This window comes from Aeoliella mucimassa, assembly GCF_007748035.1.
Classification (GTDB): Bacteria; Planctomycetota; Planctomycetia; order Pirellulales; family Lacipirellulaceae; genus Aeoliella; species Aeoliella mucimassa.
Genome location: NZ_CP036278.1, coordinates 6,351,474 through 6,373,625, shown reverse-complemented (window position 1 = coordinate 6,373,625; position 22,152 = coordinate 6,351,474). Strand labels below are relative to the sequence as shown.

Sequence of the window (22,152 nt, the reverse complement as noted above, 5' to 3'; positions counted from 1 at the left end):
TAGCAAAGCTATCATGCGCAGCGAGACATCGCAGTGGTGGGCGACCGATCACCCACTCGCTAGCACGCTCACCCCAATGACTTGGTTAGGGTGCTAGCGGTTCGGCCGACTCGCTGGGCTGCGTCGTAGCGGGTGGATCCAGCGATTCTTCCGGCAAGCGGTCGAGTAGTTCCTGGAAGTAAGCCACGGCTGTCTCGACCACGGGGTCGTAGAACAGCAGCTCGTCGTCCGAAGGGGGAGTCTCGGGATGATAGACCGTGACGTCGCGTTTTGCGCGGGCTTTGAGCAGCCGCTCGTATTCCACTTCCGACATCGGCACCGTGAACCCTTCGTTCGGCGACACGCCCCAGTTGTCGTCGACCAGCGCGGCCTGACGATCGGGGTTCAGCCGATGGATGTTCTTGCCGCTCGGACGCCAGAAGCTCGCGCAGGTGAGCTTCAACGTGCTGCGGCCCGCTTGCATGGGATGCAGCTCCTGCACGGTTCCTTTGCCGTAGCTTCGCTCGCCGATCACAACGGCTTGCTTATGGTCCTGCAGGCAGGCGGCCACGATCTCGCTGGCGCTCGCGCTGTTGTGGTCGATCAGCACCACCAGTGGCAAGTCGACGTAAGGGCCATCGGCGCTCGTGTAGTCGCTCGCCCGCACTCGGTCTAGTCGGTCGCGGGTCTCCACCACCAACTCGTTGGCCGGCAGGAACAGCTCGCAGGTCTCCACCGCACCGCCGAGCACGCCGCCTGGGTTGGTTCGCAGGTCGAGGATCATAGCCTGCATGCCTTGAGCTTTGAGTTTGGGGAGCAGCTTCTCGAGCTCGCCCGACGATTTAATGCCGAATGTCACGAGCCGCACCAAGGCGATTCTCGAGTCGTCGTCGAGCAGGTATTGCCAGGTATAGTCGGGCAGCAGGCGATCGCCACGGAGCGAGTCGATTTCGATCCGCTCGCGAACCAGCGTGAGTGTCTCGGGTTCGTTTTCCCCTTCGTGCAGCACGGTTAGTTCGAGCGACTCCCCAGCGCGGCCGCGAATCATGTCGATCGCTAGTTGGAGTTCTCTGACCGACATCTCGCCGAGCAGCTTGCCGTCGATCGCCAGGATGGCATCGTTCTCGCGCACGCCCGCACGGTCGGCTGGTTTTCCCGGTAGCGGTGGTCCGGCCACTTTGAGCATGGGGGGCTCGCCGTCGACGTGCAGAATCACTCCGACTCCGTCGATCTCTTGCGCAATCTGCGACTGCATGCGCTTCGCGCTTTGTTCTGGTAGAAAAGCCGAGTGCTCGTCCCCCTTGCGATGCAGCACATCCACCATGCCCCGCATGGCCCCTTCGAACAGCTCGCGGTCGGGTACCTCTTCGTACGCCATGCGGTCGATCATCTTGTATCCCTCCAGCGCGTAGCGGGCGTAGGGATCTTGATCGCCGCGGTAGTAACACAGCAGGCAGAACACGACCGATAGTAATAGCCAGGCAAGATTGCGTCGCGACATCGCTGGATTTGCTCTCTTCGTTCTTCTTTCGCTTGTCGACACGCCGTGGTGTCGCAGGGGGACATGCCGCATTCTATGCATAAACCGCGTTTCTCCGCACCCGTCTTCCTGTTTTTGCGAGGATTCTCTCTTGTTGTGGGGTTCGATACGGTATCCTGACCCGTGAGCCGATGGAGGGGCTCGAACTCCCTTATCCCCTGCGTTGCCATGCCCAGTACCGCGACCACCTACAGCCATCCGCTCTACTCCATCTCCGACCCGAAGACACTTCCGGCCGACTTATCGAGTGGTTTGGTCGTGTTTCTCGTCGCGTTGCCGCTTTGTTTGGGCATTGCGCTAGCTTCCGATGCGCCGCCGTTTGCGGGATTGCTGGCCGGCACTCTGGGGGGGCTGGTCGTGGGGGGGCTCAGCGGATCGCACACCAGTGTCAGCGGTCCCGCGGCGGGACTCACCACCATTGTCGCCGCTAGCATTGCGTCGCTCGGCTCGTACCAGGCGTTCTTGATGGCCGTGGTGATTGCCGGGGTGCTGCAAGTGGGCCTCGGGGTGCTGAAAGCGGGTGCCCTCTCGGCGTTCTTTCCCTCCAGCGTGATCAAAGGACTGTTGGCCGCGATCGGAGTGATTCTGATCCTCAAGCAAATCCCTCACTTGCTCGGCCGCGACTCCGATCCCGAAGGCGATATGGGATACGTGCAGCCGGATGAACACAATACCTTCAGCGAAATCTACACGATGATCGTCGAAGGCGACTTGCACCTCGGCGCTACCGTGATCGGGTTGGCCTCCATCGCATTGCTCGTGGCGTGGCCAAAAATCAAAGGCATTCGCAGTTTGCCCATTCCTCCACAACTCATCGTAGTGCTGGCCGGCGTCGGCCTGCAGCGCTGGTTTGCCCGACTGGGCGATACCTGGGCGATCTCCAAAGATCATCTGGTGAGCAAGATACCGGTCGCCGAATCGGCCAGCGACTTCTTTGGTTACCTCACGCTTCCCGACCTGGGAGCGCTGGCCGATCCCGCGGTCTACACCGCCGGGGCGACCATTGCCATCGTTGCATCGCTCGAAACGTTGCTCAACTTGGAAGCGGTCGACAAAATCGACCCCGACCGGCGGCACTCCCCGCCGAGTCGCGAGCTGTGGGCTCAAGGGGCCGGCAATATCGTTTCGGGTCTCATCGGCGGGCTCCCCATCACGTCGGTCATCGTTCGTGGTTCGGTGAACGCGAACAACGGCTGCAAAACCAAACGTTCCACCCTGTTTCATGGGTTGCTGCTGTTGGTCTGCGTCGCTTTCTTACCGACCTACCTGAATATGATTCCCCTCTCGGCGCTGGCAGCCATCCTGCTGGTCACAGGTATCAAGCTGGCCAGTCCCAAGCTGTTCGGCGACATGTGGAGCGAAGGCCGCTACCAGTTCGTGCCGTTCATTGTCACGCTCGTCGCCATCGTGTTTAGCGACCTGCTGATTGGCATTCTCATCGGGCTCGGCATTTCGGTGCTCTTTATTCTCAACAGCAACGTTCGGCGGCCGATCAAGCGGATCGTCGAGACCCATGTCGATGGCGAGGTACTGCACATCGAACTTGCCAACCAGGTGAGCTTCCTCAACAAGGCGGCCCTCAATAAGCTGTTCGAGGAAGTTGCCCCTGGTAGCGACTTGTTGATCGACGCCCGCGGAACCGACTACATCGACCCCGACGTGCTTAGCCTGATCCGCGAGTTCAAAGATCAGATCGCCCCAGCGCACAACGTGCGAGTGAGCCTGCGCGGCTTCCGCACCAAGTACCAACTCGAAGACCACATTCAGTACGCCGACTTCTCGACACGCGACTTGCTCGATCGCATTACTCCCCAGCAGGCGATCGACCTATTGCTCGAGGGCAATCGACGCTTCCTGCGGGGCGAGCAGATCTCGCGCGACTACACGCGGCAGATCGATGGCACCTCGCGCGAACAAAGCCCGTTGGCCGTGGTGCTGGGGTGCATCGACTCGCGAGTGCCGGCCGAGATTATCTTCGACCTCGGCATCGGCGACATCCTTTGTGTCCGTGTCGCTGGCAACGTGATCGGCACGAAGAGCCTCGGTAGCATCGAGTACGGCGTGGCCGTCGCCCAGGTGAAGCTGGTCGTCGTGCTTGGGCACACTCGCTGCGGAGCGGTGAAGTCGTCGCTCGAGTTGTTGGTCGAAAATCACGACGCCCACGAGGCAACCGGCTGCGAGCATCTAGGGGCCGTGGTGACCGAGGTGCAGCAAAGCGTGAACGAAGGCGAAGTCGGCCTGTATCGCGAAGGGACCGACGAGAGCCGCCATTACCTGGCCGACGAAATCGCTGCCAGAAACGTGATGCGTACCGTGCACGAGATCATCGACCGTAGCCGGGTGATTCGCGAAGCGGTCGCCGAAGATCGGGTGCAGGTGGTTGGGCTGCTGTACGATATCGTCACCGGCGAGGTCCGCCCGCTCAACGAGCAAGGCCAGGTGAAAATCGCCCACCATCCGTAACTCCCTCTCCCCCCTCTCTCTCTGTTTGACAACACGGCTATAGATTCGGCAACTTGAGCGACGATGAGTGATTGTATGGAAGCTCCCACCGCGTACGTGTTTGGCTATGGTTCGCTGATTCAGGCGAACTCGCGTTTGAGAAACCTGAAGAGCACGCAGCCTCCCGTGCCGGTGCGGGTGCATGGATTTCGCCGAGGGTGGATTACCCGGGGCCGCGACATCGGCTTCTCCTGCACCTACCTCGGCATCGTGCCCGATCGGTCGGCCACGACCAACGGGGTGCTGCTGGCCTACGAGCCGGAGGAGATTCCCGCGCTCGATCAGCGGGAATCGGAGTATCGCCGGGTGCCGGTGGAACTGGGGCAGATCGAACTGCTAGGCGACACCACCGCGATCGACCTGGCAACCGCCGAGGTGATTACCTACCAAACGCTCGAACCCCGCGAAGCGACCGAGAAGTTCCCGCTGGTGCAGTCGTATATCGACATCTGCCTGCAGGGGTGTCTGGAGGTCGACCGCCTGCTCGACACGGCCGACGCGTTCGCCAGCGAGTTTCTGGCATCGACCGATAGTTGGAGCCACCACTGGGTGAACGACCGGGTGTTTCCCCGCTCGCCCTTTCGCCAGGTGCCCGAAGCCCACCAAATCGACAAGCTGCTGCAGCACCGCTCGCCTGCCGAGTTTGCCAGCATTCGCATCGAATAACAGGCGGCGACTGCCGCTGCGGTGAGAGGCAAGGTGGGCCAAGTGGCCAAAAATTTCGCTTGAATTTGGCTCGTGGTTTGGTCTAATGGGTAGGTGTACAGACGTATCACTAAGCGGGCGGGCGTTGTGCGAATTCGCTCGCCGGGTGATCGCGTTGTCTGGCCTGCTGCGCCCCTGCCAGTAGCAGGGGTCAGCAGGCCGGCAGGATAAAGCCCCCACCCCGGGGGCCATTCAAATCGACTTAGGAGCATCGCTCATCATGCAAACCACGACTCAATAACAGCTTACGACCATTGCGTTCGACGTAAGAATTGCCCCCACCGATCGTTTTCCGGCTTTTGGGGGCACAATCGATCGACGCGAGGTCGCGAAAATTAAAGCCACTCGACTGCTAGCAGACGTCGATCGCGCGGTGCGCGATCGGGTGCACGTGTGACAAACTACGTCGGAGCGAGTGCTCGCAAAACTCCCTGACCCTGGTGCTGGTTACCAGGTACCGGACTCATGGCGCATCGCCGGTGTCGCGGTACACTAAACAGGTGGTAGCCCGGTGCTAGTCGTCTGCGTGTGGGAATCGCCATTGTCGCGGATACGGGTTAGGCCCTATGATCGCCGCGCGTATGTGGCGGGTTGCTAGCACATGTGTATCGCTACCATTGCCCCATACACCCCCAACAGCGAAAGCTCGAACCATGACCGACAACCGAATTGAACGTGACACAATGGGCGAAATGCAAGTTCCGGCCGACGCGCTGTACGGCGCGAGCACGGGCCGGGCGGTCGAAAATTTCCCCATTGCCAAGCGTCCTGTCCCAGCTGCGGTGATCCACGCCTTTGGTCACCTGAAGGCCGCTTGCGCGCAAGCGAACAAGGATCTCGGCAAGCTCGACGCTAAGCTGGCCGACGTGATTATCGCCGCGGCCACGGAAGTGGCCGAAGGAAAGCACGACCAGCATTTTCCCGTCGATATCTACCAAACGGGTAGCGGTACCAGCACCAACATGAACGCGAACGAGGTGATTGCCTCGCTGGCGAACGAAAAGCTCGGTCTCGGTGCTACCACCAAGGCCGACGGCGGCGTTCACCCGAACGACCACGTGAACATGGGCCAAAGCTCGAACGATACCTTCCCCACGGCCATGCACATTGCCGCGGCGGTGGAGATCGATCAGCAGCTGCAGCCGGGCCTTGAGTACCTGGCCAAAGAGCTCGCCAAGCGGGGCGACGAGTGGGACAAGATCATCAAAGTGGGTCGCACCCACCTGATGGACGCCACGCCGATTCGCGTCGGCCAGATGTTCCACGGCTACGCCGCCCAGGCTAAGAACGCGGCCGTGCGTGCCGACCGGGCGAAAGAGCGGATTCTCGAGAACATGCCGATCGGCGGCACCGCCGTCGGTACCGGCATCAACACCCACCCCGACTTCTCGGGCCGGGTCTGCAAGTCGCTTACCACCAAGCTCGGCGTGCTGTTCACCGAGGCCGAAAACCACTGCGAAGCCCAGGCGGCCAAAGACTCGTTCGTGGAAGCTCACGGCGAACTGAAGACGATTGCCGTGTCGATGACCAAGATCGCCAACGACATTCGCCACCTTGGTAGCGGCCCTCGTTGCGGCATCGGCGAACTCAACCTGCCCGCCATTCAGCCCGGCTCGTCCATCATGCCAGGCAAGGTGAATCCGGTGATTTGCGAGAGCATGATGCAGGTCGCTTGCCGGGTGATCGGCAACGATGGCACCGTGATGGCCTCGGCCCTGGGCGGTGTCGGATCGATCTTCGAACTGAATGTCGCGATGCCAGTGATGATCGAAGCGTTCCTCGAATCGGTTTCGCTCATGGCCAACGTGGCCAACGTGTTCGTCGACAAGCTGCTGAAGGGCTTGGAAGTGAACGAAGAGCGTTGTGCCGAGTTGCTGGACAGCTCGCTGATGACGATCACCGCGCTGGCTCCCGAAGTTGGCTACGAAAAGTGTGCCGCGCTGGCGAAGCAGGCTCACAAAGAGAACAAGACCATCAAGCAACTGGTTGGCGAATTGGAATTGATGCCGCCGGCTCGCTTGGAAGAACTAATGAACTACGACAGCATGACCCGCCCCGAGGCGTAAGCCTCACTCCCCCCGTTGGGTGGACGACTGCTGACGATAACCTTTTGGCCCACGAAAGGATGCGTGGAACATGGGGATGATGAAACACTGGCTGCTGACAGTCCCGGTACTCGCGTGGGGGTGCGCCCCCGCAGGTGCGGAGCCACCTGTTGCGATACCCGACCAAATCGTGAACCCGGTTGCTCCACCCGCTGTTGAGCGGGTGGAGTTACCGCAGCAACTACCCGGCGTGGAGCTTGCCAGCTACTGGCGAGCCGCCAAGCCGGAGAAGCCAGCCGCGACGCCGGTCACGGTGCCAGCATCCGCAGCGCCGGACGCTGAAAACCCGCCGGAACCGGCCGCCATGGCCGAACTCGGGCAGCCTGCCTGGCTGCTTCCCGAGCCGGTGGAGCTGCAGAAAATCGAACCGGTGGAGCCTGAGGGTCCGGCCGTGGTGGTCGACGATCAGACCCCTCCCAAGACCGCCGAGCAGGTCATTCAGCTGGCCATGGCCAAGATGGAGCATGTTCCGTCGCGGTCGGCCGCGCTGCTAGTAGTCGCCCGCGAGCTGGCGGTCGATGCGACCTCGGTCGGCGACTACGGCGACGTGATCGACCAGTGCCATCGGGCGATCGACGCCGGGCCCGACCAGTCGACCGGGCAGGCCCTCGCCCGCCTAGGTGCCTGGGCCTACAACCGCCGGGGCGAGCTGCTCGTCGCCGGTGGCAACGAACACGACGCGTTTGATGACTTTCAGGAAGCCATTCTGCTGGATGGCACCTGCTGGCAAGCGATGCACAACCGCGGGGTAACCCTCGCCCGTTATGCAAAGCACACCGAAGCCCTGTCGGACTTCAATCGGGTGGTCGACCTGGCGCCCGGTTTTGCGGTCGCTCGCTACAACCGAGCGGAGCTGCTGAGCCAGATGGAGCGGTGGCCCGAAGCGGTCGACGACTACAACGTGGCCATCCAGGCCATGCCGAACGAGGCCGATTTGTACTCCGCCCGCGGAGCCGCCTACACCCAGATGGGAAAAGCGAACGAAGCGGCCAGCGACTTTAACACCGCGCTGCGTATCGATCCCGGATCGAGCGAAGCCTACCTGGGCCGGGGCAACCTGTTTGCCAGCCAGGCGTTGTACGAGCAAGCGGCCGCCGACTTCGAGCGTTCGTTGCGGTTGAATCCGCGCTCGGCGCGGGCGTACCACAGCACCGCCTGGTTGCTGGCAACCTGCCCGCTCGATCGCTACCGCAACGGCCAGCAGGCCATCGAAGCAGCCAGTCGCCTGGCTCGCTTGCTTGGCAACGAAGACCCGATGGTGCTCGATACGCTGGCCGTCGCCCACGCGACCGCAGGCGACTTTCAGCAAGCGATTGCGTACGAGGAGCAAGCCATCGTACTGGCGACCGACGCCAACGACAAACGCGAATACCGTGAGCGGCTAAAGCGATTCCGCCAGGGCGAAACCTATCGCACCGAGTAACAAAGCAGCGAGCTGCCGGAATCAGTCGCCGAAAATACCAGCACCGAAACCATCGCTACCTTGTTGCGGTGGTTTGGGAGCCGGCTGGTGCCCCCCGCCGGAGGGCTTGGCCGAAACCGACTGCGTCGCCGGCGACGATGGTGGTGGATGATGCGGCGTGGCACTCGAATGCCCATCGTGGGCTTCGTCCACGCGAGTCGTACGATTCGGCGGCGCCGAGTACTCTTCGTCGTAATCGTCGTACCGCGAGACGTAGCCGGGGAGTTTCGAGCGTTCAATCTCTTCGGTGAACTCTCGAATGACGACTTCCTGAATCTGCTCCCGGCACTCCGAATTAATCGGATGGGCGATGTCGGCGTACAGCTTCGCCCGACCATCTGCCTGCCGAATGGCCTGGTTGGCGTCGAGCTTTCGACCACACTGGTTGCAATAGTTGCTCCGCAGGTGGTTCTTCATGCCGCAGCCAGGACAGTGTGCGGTGAGTTTGCGACTGGGCATGGCAACGAAAGGCCCGGTGGTGCCTTCGATGATTTTCAGATCGCGGATAACGAAACAATCGTCAAACGTTATGGAACAGAACGCCTTGAGACGTTCCCCAGGTTCGTCCATGAGTTTGATGCGAACTTCGGTGATTTCCACTGCCAGATCTCCTTGCGAACCAGCACGACTACAGGCAGGTGCGAGTCGCCAACGCGAACTGCCCATGTTGCCCCCTCAAGCGCGATGCGATGCAACGTGCCTCGCGCCACGATCGACATACAGCATAATAGCCGCTGCCACTGCCCGTCATCTGGTGGAGGACCACCGGAAGACGATGAAATGCGTCGGCGATTTTATCTATCCAATCGCTCAGCCGAATCGCTGCCGGCTGAAGCGAGTTACGTACCAAGTTCCGCCATTGAGTGATGGGAGCATGTCGCCTCAGATGATCCACAAGGCGTTTGCAGTAACCCGAAGCCTGGCTGGCCGACTCGCCTGGCGCGAGTCCCAACGCGGCGAACACCTCGGGCGTCGACAAACCGACCGGCGGTTTTACGAGCACCAGCGGCACCCCCGCGGGGAAGGGGACCGGCTCGAGCTGTTCCCCTCGTCCGGTGCCGAACGCGGCTCCAGGAGTCAGGAAGAACGGCACATCGGTCCCCAGTTGCTTAGCGAGTTCCACCAGTCGCGAGGTGGGAAGGTTGAGTTTCCACGCCCGATTGAGCAGAGCCAGCGTCGCTGCCGCGTCGCTCGAACCACCTCCCAAACCGGCTTGCGTCGGAATGCGTTTGTGCAGTTGCAGCATGCCGGTAGCCGTGCGGCCGGTCTCGTCTGCCAGCAGCTCTGCGGCCTTGGTCACCAGATTTTGCTCAGGATCGCAAGCAAGCGAGCTAGCAGGGCAGCTTGGGGTGCCAATCAGCTTGAGTTGCAGCGGATTAGCGGTCGGCGAGTAGACAAGTGTATCGCACAGACGCACAGGAATTAGTAGCGTCTCGACTTGGTGATATCCGTCGGATAGTCGACCCAAGACTTCCAGACCCAGGTTTATTTTGGCGGAAGTATGAACCACGCATCCATTGTTGCTGCACTCAAAAAACATGCTCTCACTGGTGGAAACGGCGTGTTCGACATGTGGCTAAGTGATTTCCCTGCCGTTACAGCTCGGGAAATTGACAATACTGCTACCGCCCGGATTTAATGACTCAATAATCGTAAACTATGATGGCGTAGGATTTTATATCGTTTCTCGGCTGCGGTCAATCTAAAAGATTTCGACCTCGCCCGACCGATTCCTCTAAACCCCCTACGGTCACACCTACATCCACCATTTGTCCCGAAAACGACATGGCCGATAAACATTCGATAATCAAAGACGTCGCGAACGTACTGCGTGGGTTGTGTATGGGGGCTGCCGACATCGTACCCGGCGTTTCGGGGGGGACTGTCGCGCTGTTGTTGGGTATCTATCCTCGTCTGCTTACGGCTATTAGCCATGTAGACGGTACTCTTTTCGGCTTGCTAAAGTCCGCCAAGTGGCGGGAAGCGGCCGAGTACCTCGATCTGCGTTTTCTCCTCACGTTGGTCTTGGGGATTGGTTCTAGTGTGTTACTGCTCTCCGGCGTGATTCATCACTTGCTCGATGAATATCCCGAGCTAACCATGTCGGTTTTCTTCGGGCTTATTCTCGCTTCTGGCATTCTGGTGTTACGACTCGTGGGGCCGAAGACCCCCGCACAGCAAACGCAGTGCGTGATCATGGCGATCATCGGTGCTTGTCTGGCCACCTGGCTGGTACTGGGTGGGTATCTCCAACCGCAGGACAACCTGCTCTACGTGTTTGGATGTGGGGCCGTGGGCATCTGTGCGATGATTCTGCCAGGTATCAGCGGTTCGTATATCCTCTTGCTCTTGGGTAAATATCATCAAATCATCGAGATCGTGCATCACCTGAAAGCTGGTCAACTAACTCGCGACGAACTCACCACGCTGGTGGTGTTTGCGTCGGGATGTCTGATTGGGCTACTGGTGTTTAGCAAGATTCTCAAGGCGTTACTCTCGCGGTTCTATGTGCCAACCATCTCGTTGTTAGGTGGATTCATGCTCGGTTCGCTGGCCAAAATCTGGCCCTGGCAAAATCAGGTAGCCGACGCGCCGGAGGGCATTACTCGCCCCGATTGGCCTGCTGAGTTTAATACCCAGGTGATCTATTGCTTAGCGCTGGCGGTTGGTTCTTTCGCGTTTGTGTTGGTGGCCGACTATCTGGCGCAAAATCGCAAATCGGCGAAGGGCTAGTGGGTTACTTCTTGTTGGGCAGTTCGAGTCGCTGGTCGTCCTGCAACAACCGCTCGCGAAGCTGTGTGTAAGGCACTTCTTGCACCGGTAGGTCGTCGCGAATGGCCATCGAAGCGGCGGTACCGGCCGATTGGCCGAGGATCATGAACACTGGCTCCATGCGAATCGAACCGTAGGCGATGTGCGAAGCCGATAGGGCGACTGGCACGAGCAGGTTGTCGCACTCGGTTCTGCGGGGGGTAATCGCGCGGTAAGAGATGCGATAGGGGCCGCTGATCCGGCTTTGGATGTCCCCTTCGTTCTTGACCATCCCGTTATGCACGAATCGCTGGATGTTGTGCGAGTCGAGCGTGTAGCCACCCATGCCGATCGAATCGTCGATCGGTAGCTTGTTGCGGCAGTGGTTTTCGGTCATCACCATCTCGGACACCATGCGCCGGCCTTCACGGATGTAAAGGTTATAGGGTATGTGGTTGTTGTCGGCGAATTCGTCCTTGGAGAGTCCCACCGGTAGGTATCGCCGGCGGACCGACTCCGGCACCCGCGGGTGATGTTGCAAGGTCCAGATCAGGCCGAGCTGCCAATCGCGATGCTTGGCCGCGTTTTCCTCCCGCTCGGCGTAGCTGAGCGTGGTCCAGTTCCAGTCGTCGCCGTAGTTGCCGCCGATGTAGTCGAACGAAATACCACTGGCGTTGTTCGAGTCGGTTTTGCGATTCGGTACCCAATCCAACTTGAAGAAGCGGCTTGTTTGCCCCACTTCGATTGCTCGAAACAGGATCTCGTACGCTGCTTCGTCGTAGTCCGCCGGCTTTTCAATCGGCACCCGATTTCGCGGCAAGTCGGTGAGCACCAACCGGTAGCAGTACGCTTGCAGGCGTTGGTCGCCGCTGCCGACGGGGCCACCCATCGTGGGGTTCACGCCGGCGATCAGGCCGCTCGATGCGTCGCCAGGCACGATGTAGGGATCGATGCCGTCGGGCAGTTGATTGCCGCCGAGTGGGCCGGTGATGCCGTTGCCGGTTTCGTTGTACTGCTCGTTGGATTCCCGCCCGACAAAGAACGACACGCCCGCCTGGGCGTACAGATCGCCTTCGTAGGTGGCATCCACAAACACCCGGCCAGCCAGCACGCGCCCATCCTCCAGGCGAATCGCGGTGAGACGGTTGTCGCTCATCACCGCGCCTTGCTGCTCGGCGAGTCGCCCGTCGACGACGGTCACGCCAGCCTCGGCGATCAGTTGGTCGAATACCTGCTCGGCGATTTTGGGTTCGAACGTCGAGGCCAACTCGGTCTTCTCGTCGAGCGCAGGGACCCCCTGCCCGACGTTGTTGAACTTCTCTCGCGGCTGATGGTTCCAGGCCGATTCTTGTTGGTAATGCTGATAGATGCGGTGGTAAAACTCGTGGCAAATGCCCCCCAGGATGGCTTTGTTGCCGATGTCGGTCCAACCGAGGCCGCTGCTCGACATGCCGCCGAGATGGCCATACGGAGAGACCAGCACCACGCGATGTCCCATGCGAGCCGCTTGCACGGCCGCGGAGACTCCCCCGGAAGTATCGCCATAGACTACCAGTTCGGCTTCGATGGCAGCGGAGTTGTCGGCCGCTAGACTGATGGAGTGGCTGCCGACGACCAACGTGAACGTCATGGCGAGCAGGGCGAGCGTTTTCATGATGGTTAAACTTGTGCGATGCATGGCTTTTTCGAGTCAGGGTGGAGGACCGTAGGGAGAAGCCATGGAGAAACCAAGGTTTCCATTGCCCCCCTCGGGCGACACCACTCCACCGCTGGGGGTGCAGGGATGCCGATCGTGACGCATCGCGCAACGTGAGTGCCAGCTACTCGCCGGCGATGGCGAGGCTGGTTACCGCTGCAACGCGATCGTCGCTTCGGACCCCATCACTCCCTGTGGAGGTCGATCACGTCGATTGTTTGGCAAGTCGAGGTTGAACACCGACCACGACTTTACCGACTTACACGGCGAGCTGCCAAAAAAAACAGCCCGTAGTCGATCACTCGCGATCGACTACGGACTATTAGATCATATCTGCAGGCGATTACCACAACGTTTTTTGGCCACCACCCGATGGAGGGTGTTGCGCTAGGCCACGGGATTGGTGGCCACGCGGTACGCATCGGCAATTTCATCGCGGCTGGTAACCGTGACATTCATGTCGCTGATCAAACCGGTTTCCAGGCGATAAATCCAGCCATGCACGGCTAGCTCCTGACCTGCTTCCCAGGCGCCTTGCACGACCGAGGTATGGCAGACGTTGTTTACCTGTTCCACCACATTCAGTTCGCACATACGATCGAGCCGCACGCTGTCGGGCTGAAAGGTGGTGAGCAACGCTTCGTGCTTCTGACGCACGTCGCGCACATGGCGCAGCCAGTTATCGATGAGGCCCAGGTGATGATTTTCGCTGGCCGCTTTCACGCCGCCGCAGCCGTAATGGCCACAAACAATAATGTGTTTCACCTTGAGTACAGCGACCGCGTATTCCAGCACGCTCAGGCAATTGAAGTCGGTATGGACCACCACGTTGGCGATATTTCGATGAACGAACACCTCGCCCGGGTCGAGTCCCACGATCTGATTGGCCGGCACGCGACTATCGGAACAACCAATCCACAGGTACTCCGGCGATTGATTCTTGCTCAGACGTTCGAAAAACGTGGGGTCGGCGTCGTTCACGCTGGCGGCCCACATCTTGTTGTTTTCGATCAGTTCAGGCAGTACACGCATAAACTTGCTCCATCGATGGCCAGGGATCTCGGTTCCTCTTCGTGCGGTGGTCCCTGTCTCCACAGCAAAACACTATAGCAGTGCGAGTCAAAACGACTTGTCGAATTAGTGGAATGTGGAATACTACTTTTTGGCCCATTTTTCGGCTTCATCGCTCACTTCAGAGCCAAAACGGTCCGCCGCGGCTGATTCCAGGGCTTACAATTGGCTAGCGACTCATGGCCATTCACTCGGTGAGCGATTCCGCTGTTCTTTGTGCGGAAGCTCGGTGCCGGGTTCTCCGTACGAAGGCGAACGCATGCATTCGATCGCACCTGCAATCTTACTAACCGTTGCCCTCCCTGCACTATTGGGGGCCGCGGCGACCGAACCTCAGCGGCCGAACGTGCTGGTGATCGTCTCCGACGATCAAGGCTGGAACGACGTAGGCTATCACAACTCGGAGCTGCGTACGCCGCACCTCGACCGATTGGCCCGCGAAGGGGTCGAACTCGATTGCCATTACGTGCAGCCCCAATGCACTCCCACGCGCGTTGCGCTGATGACCGGGCGGTATCCGAGTCGCTTTGGGTTGCATGCGACGCATGCCAGCAACGACCAGGCCTACGCGATCGGCACCCCGACCATGGCTCGCATGTTCAAGCAGGCGGGCTACTCGACCGGCATGTCGGGCAAATGGCACATGGGCTCGCTGCCGAAGTGGGGACCCAACCATCATGGCTTTGATTACTCGCACGGCGCACTGGCCGGGGCGATCGGCATGTACGACCATCGCTACCGGCTGAACAATCCCAAGTACACGCAAACCTGGCATCGCAATCTCGAGTTCATCGAAGAAACCGGTCACGCGACCGACCTCACCTGCGGCGAAACCGTGAAGTGGATTCGCGAGCACAAAGAATCAGGGCCCTGGTTCTTTTATGTTCCCCTGAATGCAGTGCACGCGCCGATTGTCGAAGGCGACCCGAAATGGCACGCGATGAACGAGCACATCGAGAATATCGATCGGCGATTCTTTGCCGCTGCCCTGTCGCACATGGACTCCGCGATAGGCGAAATGGTCACCGCCCTCGAAGAGACCGGGCAGCGCGACAACACACTCATCGTGTTCACTTCCGACAACGGTGGCATCCACGGCACCTACTCCGGCGGCAACTATCCCCCGCCCGACCCACGACTCGAAGCTGGCTTTAGTTCGAACCTGCCGCTTCGCGGCGGCAAGACTGAAGCCTTCGAAGGGGGCATGCGGGTGCCGGCCCTGGCTAGCTGGCCAGGCGTGCTGAAGCCGCAGAAGATGACGACTCCGATGCACGTGGTCGACTGGATGCCGACGTTTGCCAACTTGGTAGGTGGCGAGGCCCCAGCGGCTGTGCCCGAGGAGGTGGATGGCCGCGATGTTTGGCCGCTCCTCATGGGGAAGAGTCCCCCAGCCAACTTGGAGCCTCGCACACTGTACTGGGTGTGGGGATCGAACTCCGCTAGAGTCTGGGAAGCAGTACGGCATGGCGATTGGAAGATCGTCCGCCGGCGCAACCAGCCATGGCAGTTGTACGACTTGTCGAACGACCCAAACGAATCCACCAACCTGGCCGACGATCATCCCGACCGATTGGCCGAGATGATCGAACGGTACCAGGTGGAGCGTGCGAAGGATGCTCCCTCCGCACGATAGCAAAGCGATTTACTGCTGCGGTGGTTTGGCGGTCTTCACGATCGCCCCATGTTCGTTGCTCATCACGAGCACCGCGAACTCGCTGACGCCCCCCATGTCGTCGGTGTTCAGGCTGGTGTAGTCGAACTTGCCTCGCAAGTCGGTGTAGCCATCCTTATAGAACCGCGGACCTTCCGGCGTGCGGGCGTAGACTTTAACGTAGACCTTCGACAGCGGTTGGTTGCTCTCCGCATGGCGAACTTGCAGGCGGCCGTATTGCTCGACCATCTGCACCTTCAGGTTGTTCGCGTAGTACGGCTGAGCGACGCGTCGACCCGCGGCAACCACTTCGACCAGCACGTTCTTGCCGGCGAATTGCTGCGGGATCTCAACCTTCTCCAAGTCGCCATTGGCTTCGAGCGAAACGGTTTGGGTGTGATTTGGTTTGATCACCCCGAACCGTTGTCCTTCGCTTTCGACGAACGGGTTCGAGCTAAACAGGAACTCGAGGTCCATCTCGTAATAGTTCACCGTGGCTTCTTGCAGATTCTGGTAGGTAATCGCGACCTGACCTTGCTCGACCTTTACCGACAAAGCGGGTTCGGTGGAAGCAAGCTGATCCTGCAGCGTTTCGCGATCGTCTTCCTCGCGATCGCTATCGGCCACTTGTGCCCCGCTGATCTCGCCGGCTTGCGATAGCACGTTGGCGAATCGCTCGCGCCATTTATCCACGGGGTAGTCGACGTACTTCTTCGCGATCGTGGCGGCTTCCTCCGGTTGCTCGCGATAGAAGTCGGCATAGCACTGCAGGTAATCAAGCTGCAACTGCGGAGTTGCCTGCTTCAGGTCGACCTTGTCGAGCCAGGTGAGGGCTTCGCCGATGCGGTCTTGCAGGAACAGGTAATACACGATGTCGAGCTTGTCCTCGTTGGTAAGCTCCGCCTTGTACTTCAAGACGTTCAGCACTCGCTGGTATTGCTCGCGGAACGAGCTGTTCACGATCTTGCGATCGCGACCCAAGCGATGCGCCCGAGCGTTGACGAGCGGGCTATACTCAAGGTGCTGGATCCACCGCCGGTCGACGGGATCGACGGTCACCAGCGTGCAGTCGATGCGATCGCCGAGTCGGCGGAGCAGCACGTCGTTCATCCGCAAGTACTCTTGCAAGCGACCGAGCTGGTTGTGGTGAATCGAGTAGCTCCACAGCAGCGGGTTGTAGACGTGCCGGTCGGCGAGCAGGTCGATGGTTTGGTTGAAGAAATCGAGGTCGCGCATCCGCCAGGCAATTCGATTCAAATCGATTTGCTGCAGATTGTGCTGCTCGAGATACGTCATCACCTCGGCCGGGGTCGCCCATTGCGACACGTAGTCCCACGACGCCTTGTCGATCTGGCTCAGTTGCTCCACGACGTGGAACTTGAACGCATCGGCCCAGGCGGCCAGGGCTTCGTCGCGAGCGACATGCACGGGATAGTGAGCAAAGTCGCCCGTGCGGGGGAAGTAGAAATAGTACTCCCGTTTGTTCGTCGCGTACGGTTCGAGTTGCATCGACACGCTTTGCGAACGTTTGCTACCGGCGACTGGCAGGGCTTTCTCGGGAATCTGCAGCAGCACGTCGAGCTTCTGCGTGGCGGAGGTCGGGTTGGTGACCACCACCTGGCAGCCGTACACGACGCCTGGCAGGAACTCGTCGGTCACGTACTTGTCGCGACGCTGCCCATCGACTTGGATGAAGCGATCGTCTTGACGGAAGAAGTTCTGCCCAACCAGCACAGGTGTTTTGTCGTCGCTGATCGGTGCCGTTTCGATTTGCTTATGGAACACGATCATCGGCGAGCCGGCCTTGAGCTCCAGTGCGGCCGTGTCGGTGGTGACTTCGTGCTTATCCGCCTTGGTCGGAAGATCGATCACCGTCAGGGCGAGCATCATCTCGGTGAAGTTGTTCGTCGGCTTGGCGATATGCTCCGAGAGGAACGGGCCCTGTTTGCCTTCGGCCAGGTACTTCGCGTAGTCGTACCAGAAAGCGTTCATCAGCACCCGGTCGGCTCCCTGGTTTTCGATGAGCACATGGTAGTAGTTGTTTTCGGCCCACTCCTTCACAGGAGACATCTTGCGATAGAAACCACGCACTTGGCTGCGTCGAGCGATGTCGAACTCTGCTCCACGACCACCGCCGCCAAAACCGCCATACCCGAAGAACGCTCCCTCCGCTCCGTCGAAGGCGACGACACCTGAGTCTTTCTTGGCGAGGGCGAGCTTGCGATCTGCCAGTGCTTCGGCATCGGCAATTCGATCACGAGACTCTACGAGTCGCTCCATCGCGTTCACCGCAGGAGCGTCCATCGGTCTCACGGTAGCGAGCGCAGCCCCAGCAGTTGGTTCAGGCCTGTTGATTGCCGCCTGACCGCGGGAAAGGCTGCTGCGGAATCTGGTAATTTCATCGGCATCTCCATCTCTCATTACCAACGATGCTTCGGCTTTCGCTTCTTCAAACTGGCCAGCGACTCCACCGCTCGACAGCGAGCGACCTCGTAATGCCATAAAGAAGTCGGCTTCCTGCTGCTCGGTATTCGGGCGAATCATATCCAATAGCTCTTTGAGCGCCCGCTTGGTCGCGTCGCGCTCGTCGCCCCCCAGGCGGTCGGCCAGCAACACCCGTTCGGCGATGTTCAGCCGGCTGTACTGCCAGGGTTCGGTGAAGGTGCTCAGGTCGTCTTCCAGCAGGTAATGGTCGAGGAAGGTCTTATCCTTCTTGTTCGCCAGGTACGGGAGTACCACTTGCTTGAAGAACTCGGGATCTTTGCGACTGAGGAAGAAGTTCAGTTCGTGCGATGCGTACTTCGAGTACTTCGCACGCTGCTGCTCCGTAGTGAGCGAATCCCACTTCAGCACAAAGGCAAACTCATTCAGCACCGAGTCGTGGGTTTTGGTCACGTACAAGCTGTAGATCGATTCCAATGTATCGTACTCCTGCATTTCGGCAGCACGCACGTCGGGAATCTTCAGCGTGTCGCCAGGTGCTAGCAGGGCGACTTCCTTGCGCTCGGTAAAGTGCTTGTCGAGCTCCAAAGTGGTTGCCAGACGCAGGTCGCGGAACTTCGCTTCGGCGTCCGGCATCGACACGTGACGGAACGCCATGTCGGTAGCGCCGATCGCTACCACGTGCAGGTCCTGACGATCGCCGAGTTGCGACTTGGCAATTCGCAGCGTGCCACCCTTCTCGGGCTTGAGGTTCGCCAGCACGACGCCGGCGCTCTTCAGGAAGTCGAGATTCGACCAATCGGCCAAATTCTGCGAAGCAATGCCTTGGTTTGAGCGGGCCATTTCTTCCATGGCGGCTTCGGCTTCCGATTTGTCGGCGTAGTCACCCCCTTGTTGGGCTTGTTGTTTGCCGGTGCTGGTGTCGCGGATTTCCCACGGGTTCAGCAGCAGCCCGGGACGCTCGAGCATATTGCCCGGGTAGGGCGTTTCGCTCCGGCGTTCGAGGATGTAGCGATACTCGTCGCCGATGTCGCGGCCGCTCAGGTAGACGTTGCGCTGCGACGAGCGAGTAATCATGCTGAGCGGAGGATCGTAGGCGCCGCCGAGTGCTCCCCGTAGCGGGTACGCGGGATCGAACCGCGACGCGAGCAGGTGCACGCGGGTCTCGGGGCCGGCGTTGGCCAGCTTGATCACCAAGTCGTCTTCGTCCTCAACCACGGCGATGATGTGCAGCGGCATGTGATGGGCGGTCTCGAGGATCCGACGATCGCCGGCCGCGAACGGACCGACCTGCTTGCCAGCGACGATGTGGATGGGAATCACGCGGTTTTCGCGTTTGATTTTCAGGCTGTAATCGCCTGGTTCGAGTCCCTCGATTACCAGGAAGCCACCGACGAGCGACAGCTTGCCGAACTCGTCGGCAACGAACGTGCCGTGATTGCTCAGCAGCGAGTAGTCGGCCCGCGTGAGTCGATCGCTGCTACCAACGTGCGGAATCTGCAGCAGTTCGCCAGCAATCGCGTTGAGCACCACCGGTCGGCTGTGCGAATCTTTCACTTGCGTCAGGTCCCATTCGCTGTTCTGCGTTCCGTCGGCCGAGGCCTTTACCTTCACGATGCCAGGCAGCGGGCCGAGATCGATGCGACCTGCTTCGTCGGACTTCAGCATGATGCCGAAAGGTTGTTTGAAGTCGCGATGTTCCAGCGTGAATCGCACTGGGCGGTCGGACAGCCATTCGCCGTTTTTGCCGAGCACTTCGATCACCGCGTTGCCTTCGAGCCAGCTCAAGTGCAGGTCGTAGGTTGGCATCTGCTGGTCGATCTCGTTCAGCATGCGATTCGCCCCGGCCGCCAGATTCACTTTCTGGCCGGTGCTCACTTGCTCGACAGTTGCCGACAACTGGAACGATAGCGTCTTCAGCTGCGGAGGTACCGCAAGCTTGTATTCGCTTTCCTTGTCGGCATGCAGCTCGAAGTTGGGCACCTCCATGGTGGTCGAAACGCCATCGAGGTTGGTCGAGGTGATCGACAGCTTCACTTGCTCGAGGATGTCGAGCGGAGCCGCGACTCCATTCACGCGGAAGTCGGGGCGCACCAGCAGCAGTGCTTCGCCACCTACCCGGAGTGCTTCGCGATCGACGAAGAACCCTGCATCGAGCGTGTACTTTTCGACCGGGTGTTGGAAGAAGGCCAGCGAGGCGAAGCCATCCTCTGCTCGCAGGATCATCGCCCGGCGTCCAGGCGAAGTGGAATAGGGAATCAGCACGGTGCCATGTTCGTCGGGCTTGTATTCGCTTCCGCCGAGCCAGGCGGTGGCTCCTTCGACCGGTTGATCGTGCTCGTCGAGGATCGTGAGCACGGTGCCGGCCACACCAGGACGAGACAGGTAGTGCAGCCCCCCTTTGCGCACGAGGGCTCGACTGCTGCGGCCGCCACCGATGAACTCGATCATCCACACACCGCGGCGATCCTTGAGTTCAGGGAACGTAAACTCGCGGCGGACCCGCCGGAATGGTGTCTCTTTGTATTCGTACTGCTGCTCAGCGCCGGCTACCAACCCGTCGAGCTCCAGCCCGGTGCTAACTTCTTGCGAGGTTGCCAGGTAGACGTTGAGCGCGTTGATTTCGTAGACCTTCACCAGTAGCTTGTCGACGTTCTTGATGTCGGCCACCAGCGTGACGTCGTCGTCTACTTCGAAGCGTAGCGGGTTGGTCACGACCAGATCGATATCGACCCGATCTTTCAGCTCCTGGTAAGCAGCCGGCGAGAGCATCGACGCCCAGCGTTCGCGATCCTCGGCTCCAGCAACGATCTTGGCTTCGGCGAGCAGCGGCTTCAGGAACGTGTCGCGGACCCATTGGTCCCAGGGGGCGATGCTATCCTGCTTGAGTAGGAAATGCAGCAGGAAGTCGCGGACTAACTCGGTGTCGTCGCCGATCGGAGGACAGAAGGTCACCTGGGCGAAGTCCTGGTTCAGGTTCACCATGTTCCGCCGGATCTCGTCGCGATTCAGAAACTTTGGCTCCATGTACGGCAGCGGGCGAGGCAGTTGCAAGTAGGTCTCGAACAACTGGCGATCGTAGTTGCCCGCTTCGCGTTGCTGGTCGAGCAGTGCGTACAGCACGTGTGCTTTGAGCGAGTTGTGCGCAGGGGCGAGCTTGCTGACCACGGTCCACAAACGCTGCAAGTGGGCTAGCATTACTTCGGGATCGTTCGGATCGGCGTCGGCCGAAGGGGCGAGCTTGCTGAGATAGGTTTGAATGAAGTTGCTGTTGTTCAGCAGGTCGGGCTTCTTCTTTACCAATTGATCGAGTTGCGCTTGTAGCAATTGGCCGTGGATCGGAAACTCGCCGAAGCCACGACTCTCTTTGGTTTGCAGATCGGCCAGCACCAGGCCGACTAGGCCATCGTAGTCGGGGCGGTCGAGACGCGACAGCAACGCCCGGCGGCGATTCGATGTCAGCTCGACACCTCCCTCGCGAAGCAGCCAGTCGAACGCCGAGTCTTGAAACTGGCTCAAGTTGTCTTGATTTTGGATCGCCCGCTCGATGAACGCATCGCGATCGATGAGCTTGGGATCGAGCACGGTCGGCAAGTCGGGCTTCTGTCCCGGTTCGCGATCACGCTGATGGCTGAAGTGCAGGTTCAGTTCCCGTTGCAGCCAAGCGAGTGTCTGCTGAGGATTCTCGTCGTAGGCCAGCATCTGCTCGCGACGCACGATCAAATCGCGAAGCTGCGAGTTGCGCATGCGGTTGCGCCATTTAGCCATGATCTGCTCGAGGGCTTCGTGCTGCCCGGTGAGCTGGTAATGGAGCGTGTGATAGAAGTAATACTCTTCGGTGCCTGGGATGAGTTGTTCGAGCACCTTCTCGCGGTCTTCGGCCAGGGCGAAGGTTTCGACGTAGCCGATTTCGTCTTCCGCTGTTGCCGAAGTGGCCGTCGATAAACCGGCAAAGGTCACCGCGGCTAGAGTCGCTAGTAGCGTGAATGTTCTCATGAGATAGGTTCTTTCCGATCGACACGTGCCAAGCTGGTGGGGAGAAGCGTCGCAGGTAGGTTTAGGAGGGGACACCCCCAAGTGTAGCCCTTGAAGGGGCCACTGGAATCTAGACGCGGCGTCGGCCGCAATAGTTCCGAGAAACTGCCAATTAAACTTGCGACCGTTTCCTACGTCTGCAAGTGCCGGCGGTTGGCAAAAGGGGGCAAAAATCTGTCGACTTTGCCTGAAATTCCCTCGTTTCGGGCTATT

12 protein-coding genes are annotated in these 22,152 nt (G+C 59.9%); 6 read left to right on the top strand and 6 right to left on the bottom strand.

What is annotated here, in order from left to right; translation table 11 throughout:
• Positions 1-85: 85 nt before the first annotated feature.
• Positions 86-1,480 (bottom strand): S41 family peptidase, encoded by a 1,395-nt coding sequence (locus tag Pan181_RS24935; RefSeq protein WP_197528697.1) that lies wholly within the window; start codon positions 1,478-1,480, stop codon positions 86-88.
• A 207-nt stretch (positions 1,481-1,687) separates the two neighbouring features.
• Here Pan181_RS24935 and Pan181_RS24930 point away from each other — a divergent pair, with 207 nt between their 5' ends.
• From Pan181_RS24930 to Pan181_RS24915, 4 genes are all read left to right on the top strand, one after another.
• Complete coding sequence (locus tag Pan181_RS24930; RefSeq protein WP_145251571.1) at positions 1,688-3,982, top strand: bifunctional SulP family inorganic anion transporter/carbonic anhydrase; 2,295 nt, start codon at positions 1,688-1,690, stop codon at positions 3,980-3,982.
• A gap of 75 nt (positions 3,983-4,057) precedes the next feature.
• Complete coding sequence (locus Pan181_RS24925; RefSeq protein WP_197528696.1) at positions 4,058-4,687, top strand: gamma-glutamylcyclotransferase family protein; 630 nt, start codon at positions 4,058-4,060, stop codon at positions 4,685-4,687.
• Positions 4,688-5,379: 692 nt separating this feature from the next.
• The gene (locus Pan181_RS24920) at positions 5,380-6,792 is read left to right on the top strand and encodes a class II fumarate hydratase (protein WP_145251567.1); all 1,413 of its coding nucleotides are present in this window, start codon (positions 5,380-5,382) and stop codon (positions 6,790-6,792) included.
• A gap of 76 nt (positions 6,793-6,868) precedes the next feature.
• On the top strand, positions 6,869-8,254 hold the full coding sequence (locus tag Pan181_RS24915; protein ID WP_197528695.1) for a tetratricopeptide repeat protein: 1,386 nt from the start codon (positions 6,869-6,871) through the stop codon (positions 8,252-8,254).
• 21 nt (positions 8,255-8,275) lie between these two features.
• On the opposite strand, the gene Pan181_RS24910 is transcribed toward Pan181_RS24915, so the two are convergent.
• Positions 8,276-8,959 (bottom strand): SpoVG family protein, encoded by a 684-nt coding sequence (locus tag Pan181_RS24910; RefSeq protein WP_231943699.1) that lies wholly within the window; start codon positions 8,957-8,959, stop codon positions 8,276-8,278.
• Positions 8,922-9,833, bottom strand: coding sequence for a 4-(cytidine 5'-diphospho)-2-C-methyl-D-erythritol kinase (locus Pan181_RS24905; RefSeq protein ID WP_145251563.1), 912 nt, complete (start codon positions 9,831-9,833; stop codon positions 8,922-8,924). Before Pan181_RS24905 ends, Pan181_RS24910 begins: the two co-directional genes overlap by 38 nt.
• A gap of 245 nt (positions 9,834-10,078) precedes the next feature.
• On the opposite strand from Pan181_RS24905, the gene Pan181_RS24900 reads away from it, so the two are divergent.
• On the top strand, positions 10,079-11,026 hold the full coding sequence (locus Pan181_RS24900) for a DUF368 domain-containing protein (protein ID WP_145251561.1): 948 nt from the start codon (positions 10,079-10,081) through the stop codon (positions 11,024-11,026).
• Positions 11,027-11,030: 4 nt separating this feature from the next.
• Here Pan181_RS24900 and Pan181_RS24895 read toward each other — a convergent pair whose 3' ends face one another.
• The gene (locus Pan181_RS24895; RefSeq protein ID WP_197528693.1) at positions 11,031-12,698 is read right to left on the bottom strand and encodes an FAD-dependent oxidoreductase; all 1,668 of its coding nucleotides are present in this window, start codon (positions 12,696-12,698) and stop codon (positions 11,031-11,033) included.
• Positions 12,699-13,127: 429 nt separating this feature from the next.
• Complete coding sequence (gene can, locus Pan181_RS24890; protein WP_145251557.1) at positions 13,128-13,772, bottom strand: carbonate dehydratase; 645 nt, start codon at positions 13,770-13,772, stop codon at positions 13,128-13,130.
• 298 nt (positions 13,773-14,070) lie between these two features.
• Between can and Pan181_RS24885 the strand changes: the two genes are divergently transcribed.
• Positions 14,071-15,444: a sulfatase family protein gene (locus tag Pan181_RS24885; protein WP_145251555.1), complete on the top strand. Its 1,374-nt coding sequence runs from the start codon at positions 14,071-14,073 to the stop codon at positions 15,442-15,444.
• A gap of 9 nt (positions 15,445-15,453) precedes the next feature.
• On the opposite strand, the gene Pan181_RS24880 is transcribed toward Pan181_RS24885, so the two are convergent.
• Positions 15,454-21,900 carry a hypothetical protein gene (locus tag Pan181_RS24880; protein WP_145251553.1) on the bottom strand — a complete coding sequence of 2,149 codons (6,447 nt, stop codon included), beginning with the start codon at positions 21,898-21,900 and terminating at the stop codon, positions 15,454-15,456.
• Positions 21,901-22,152: the final 252 nt, after the last annotated feature.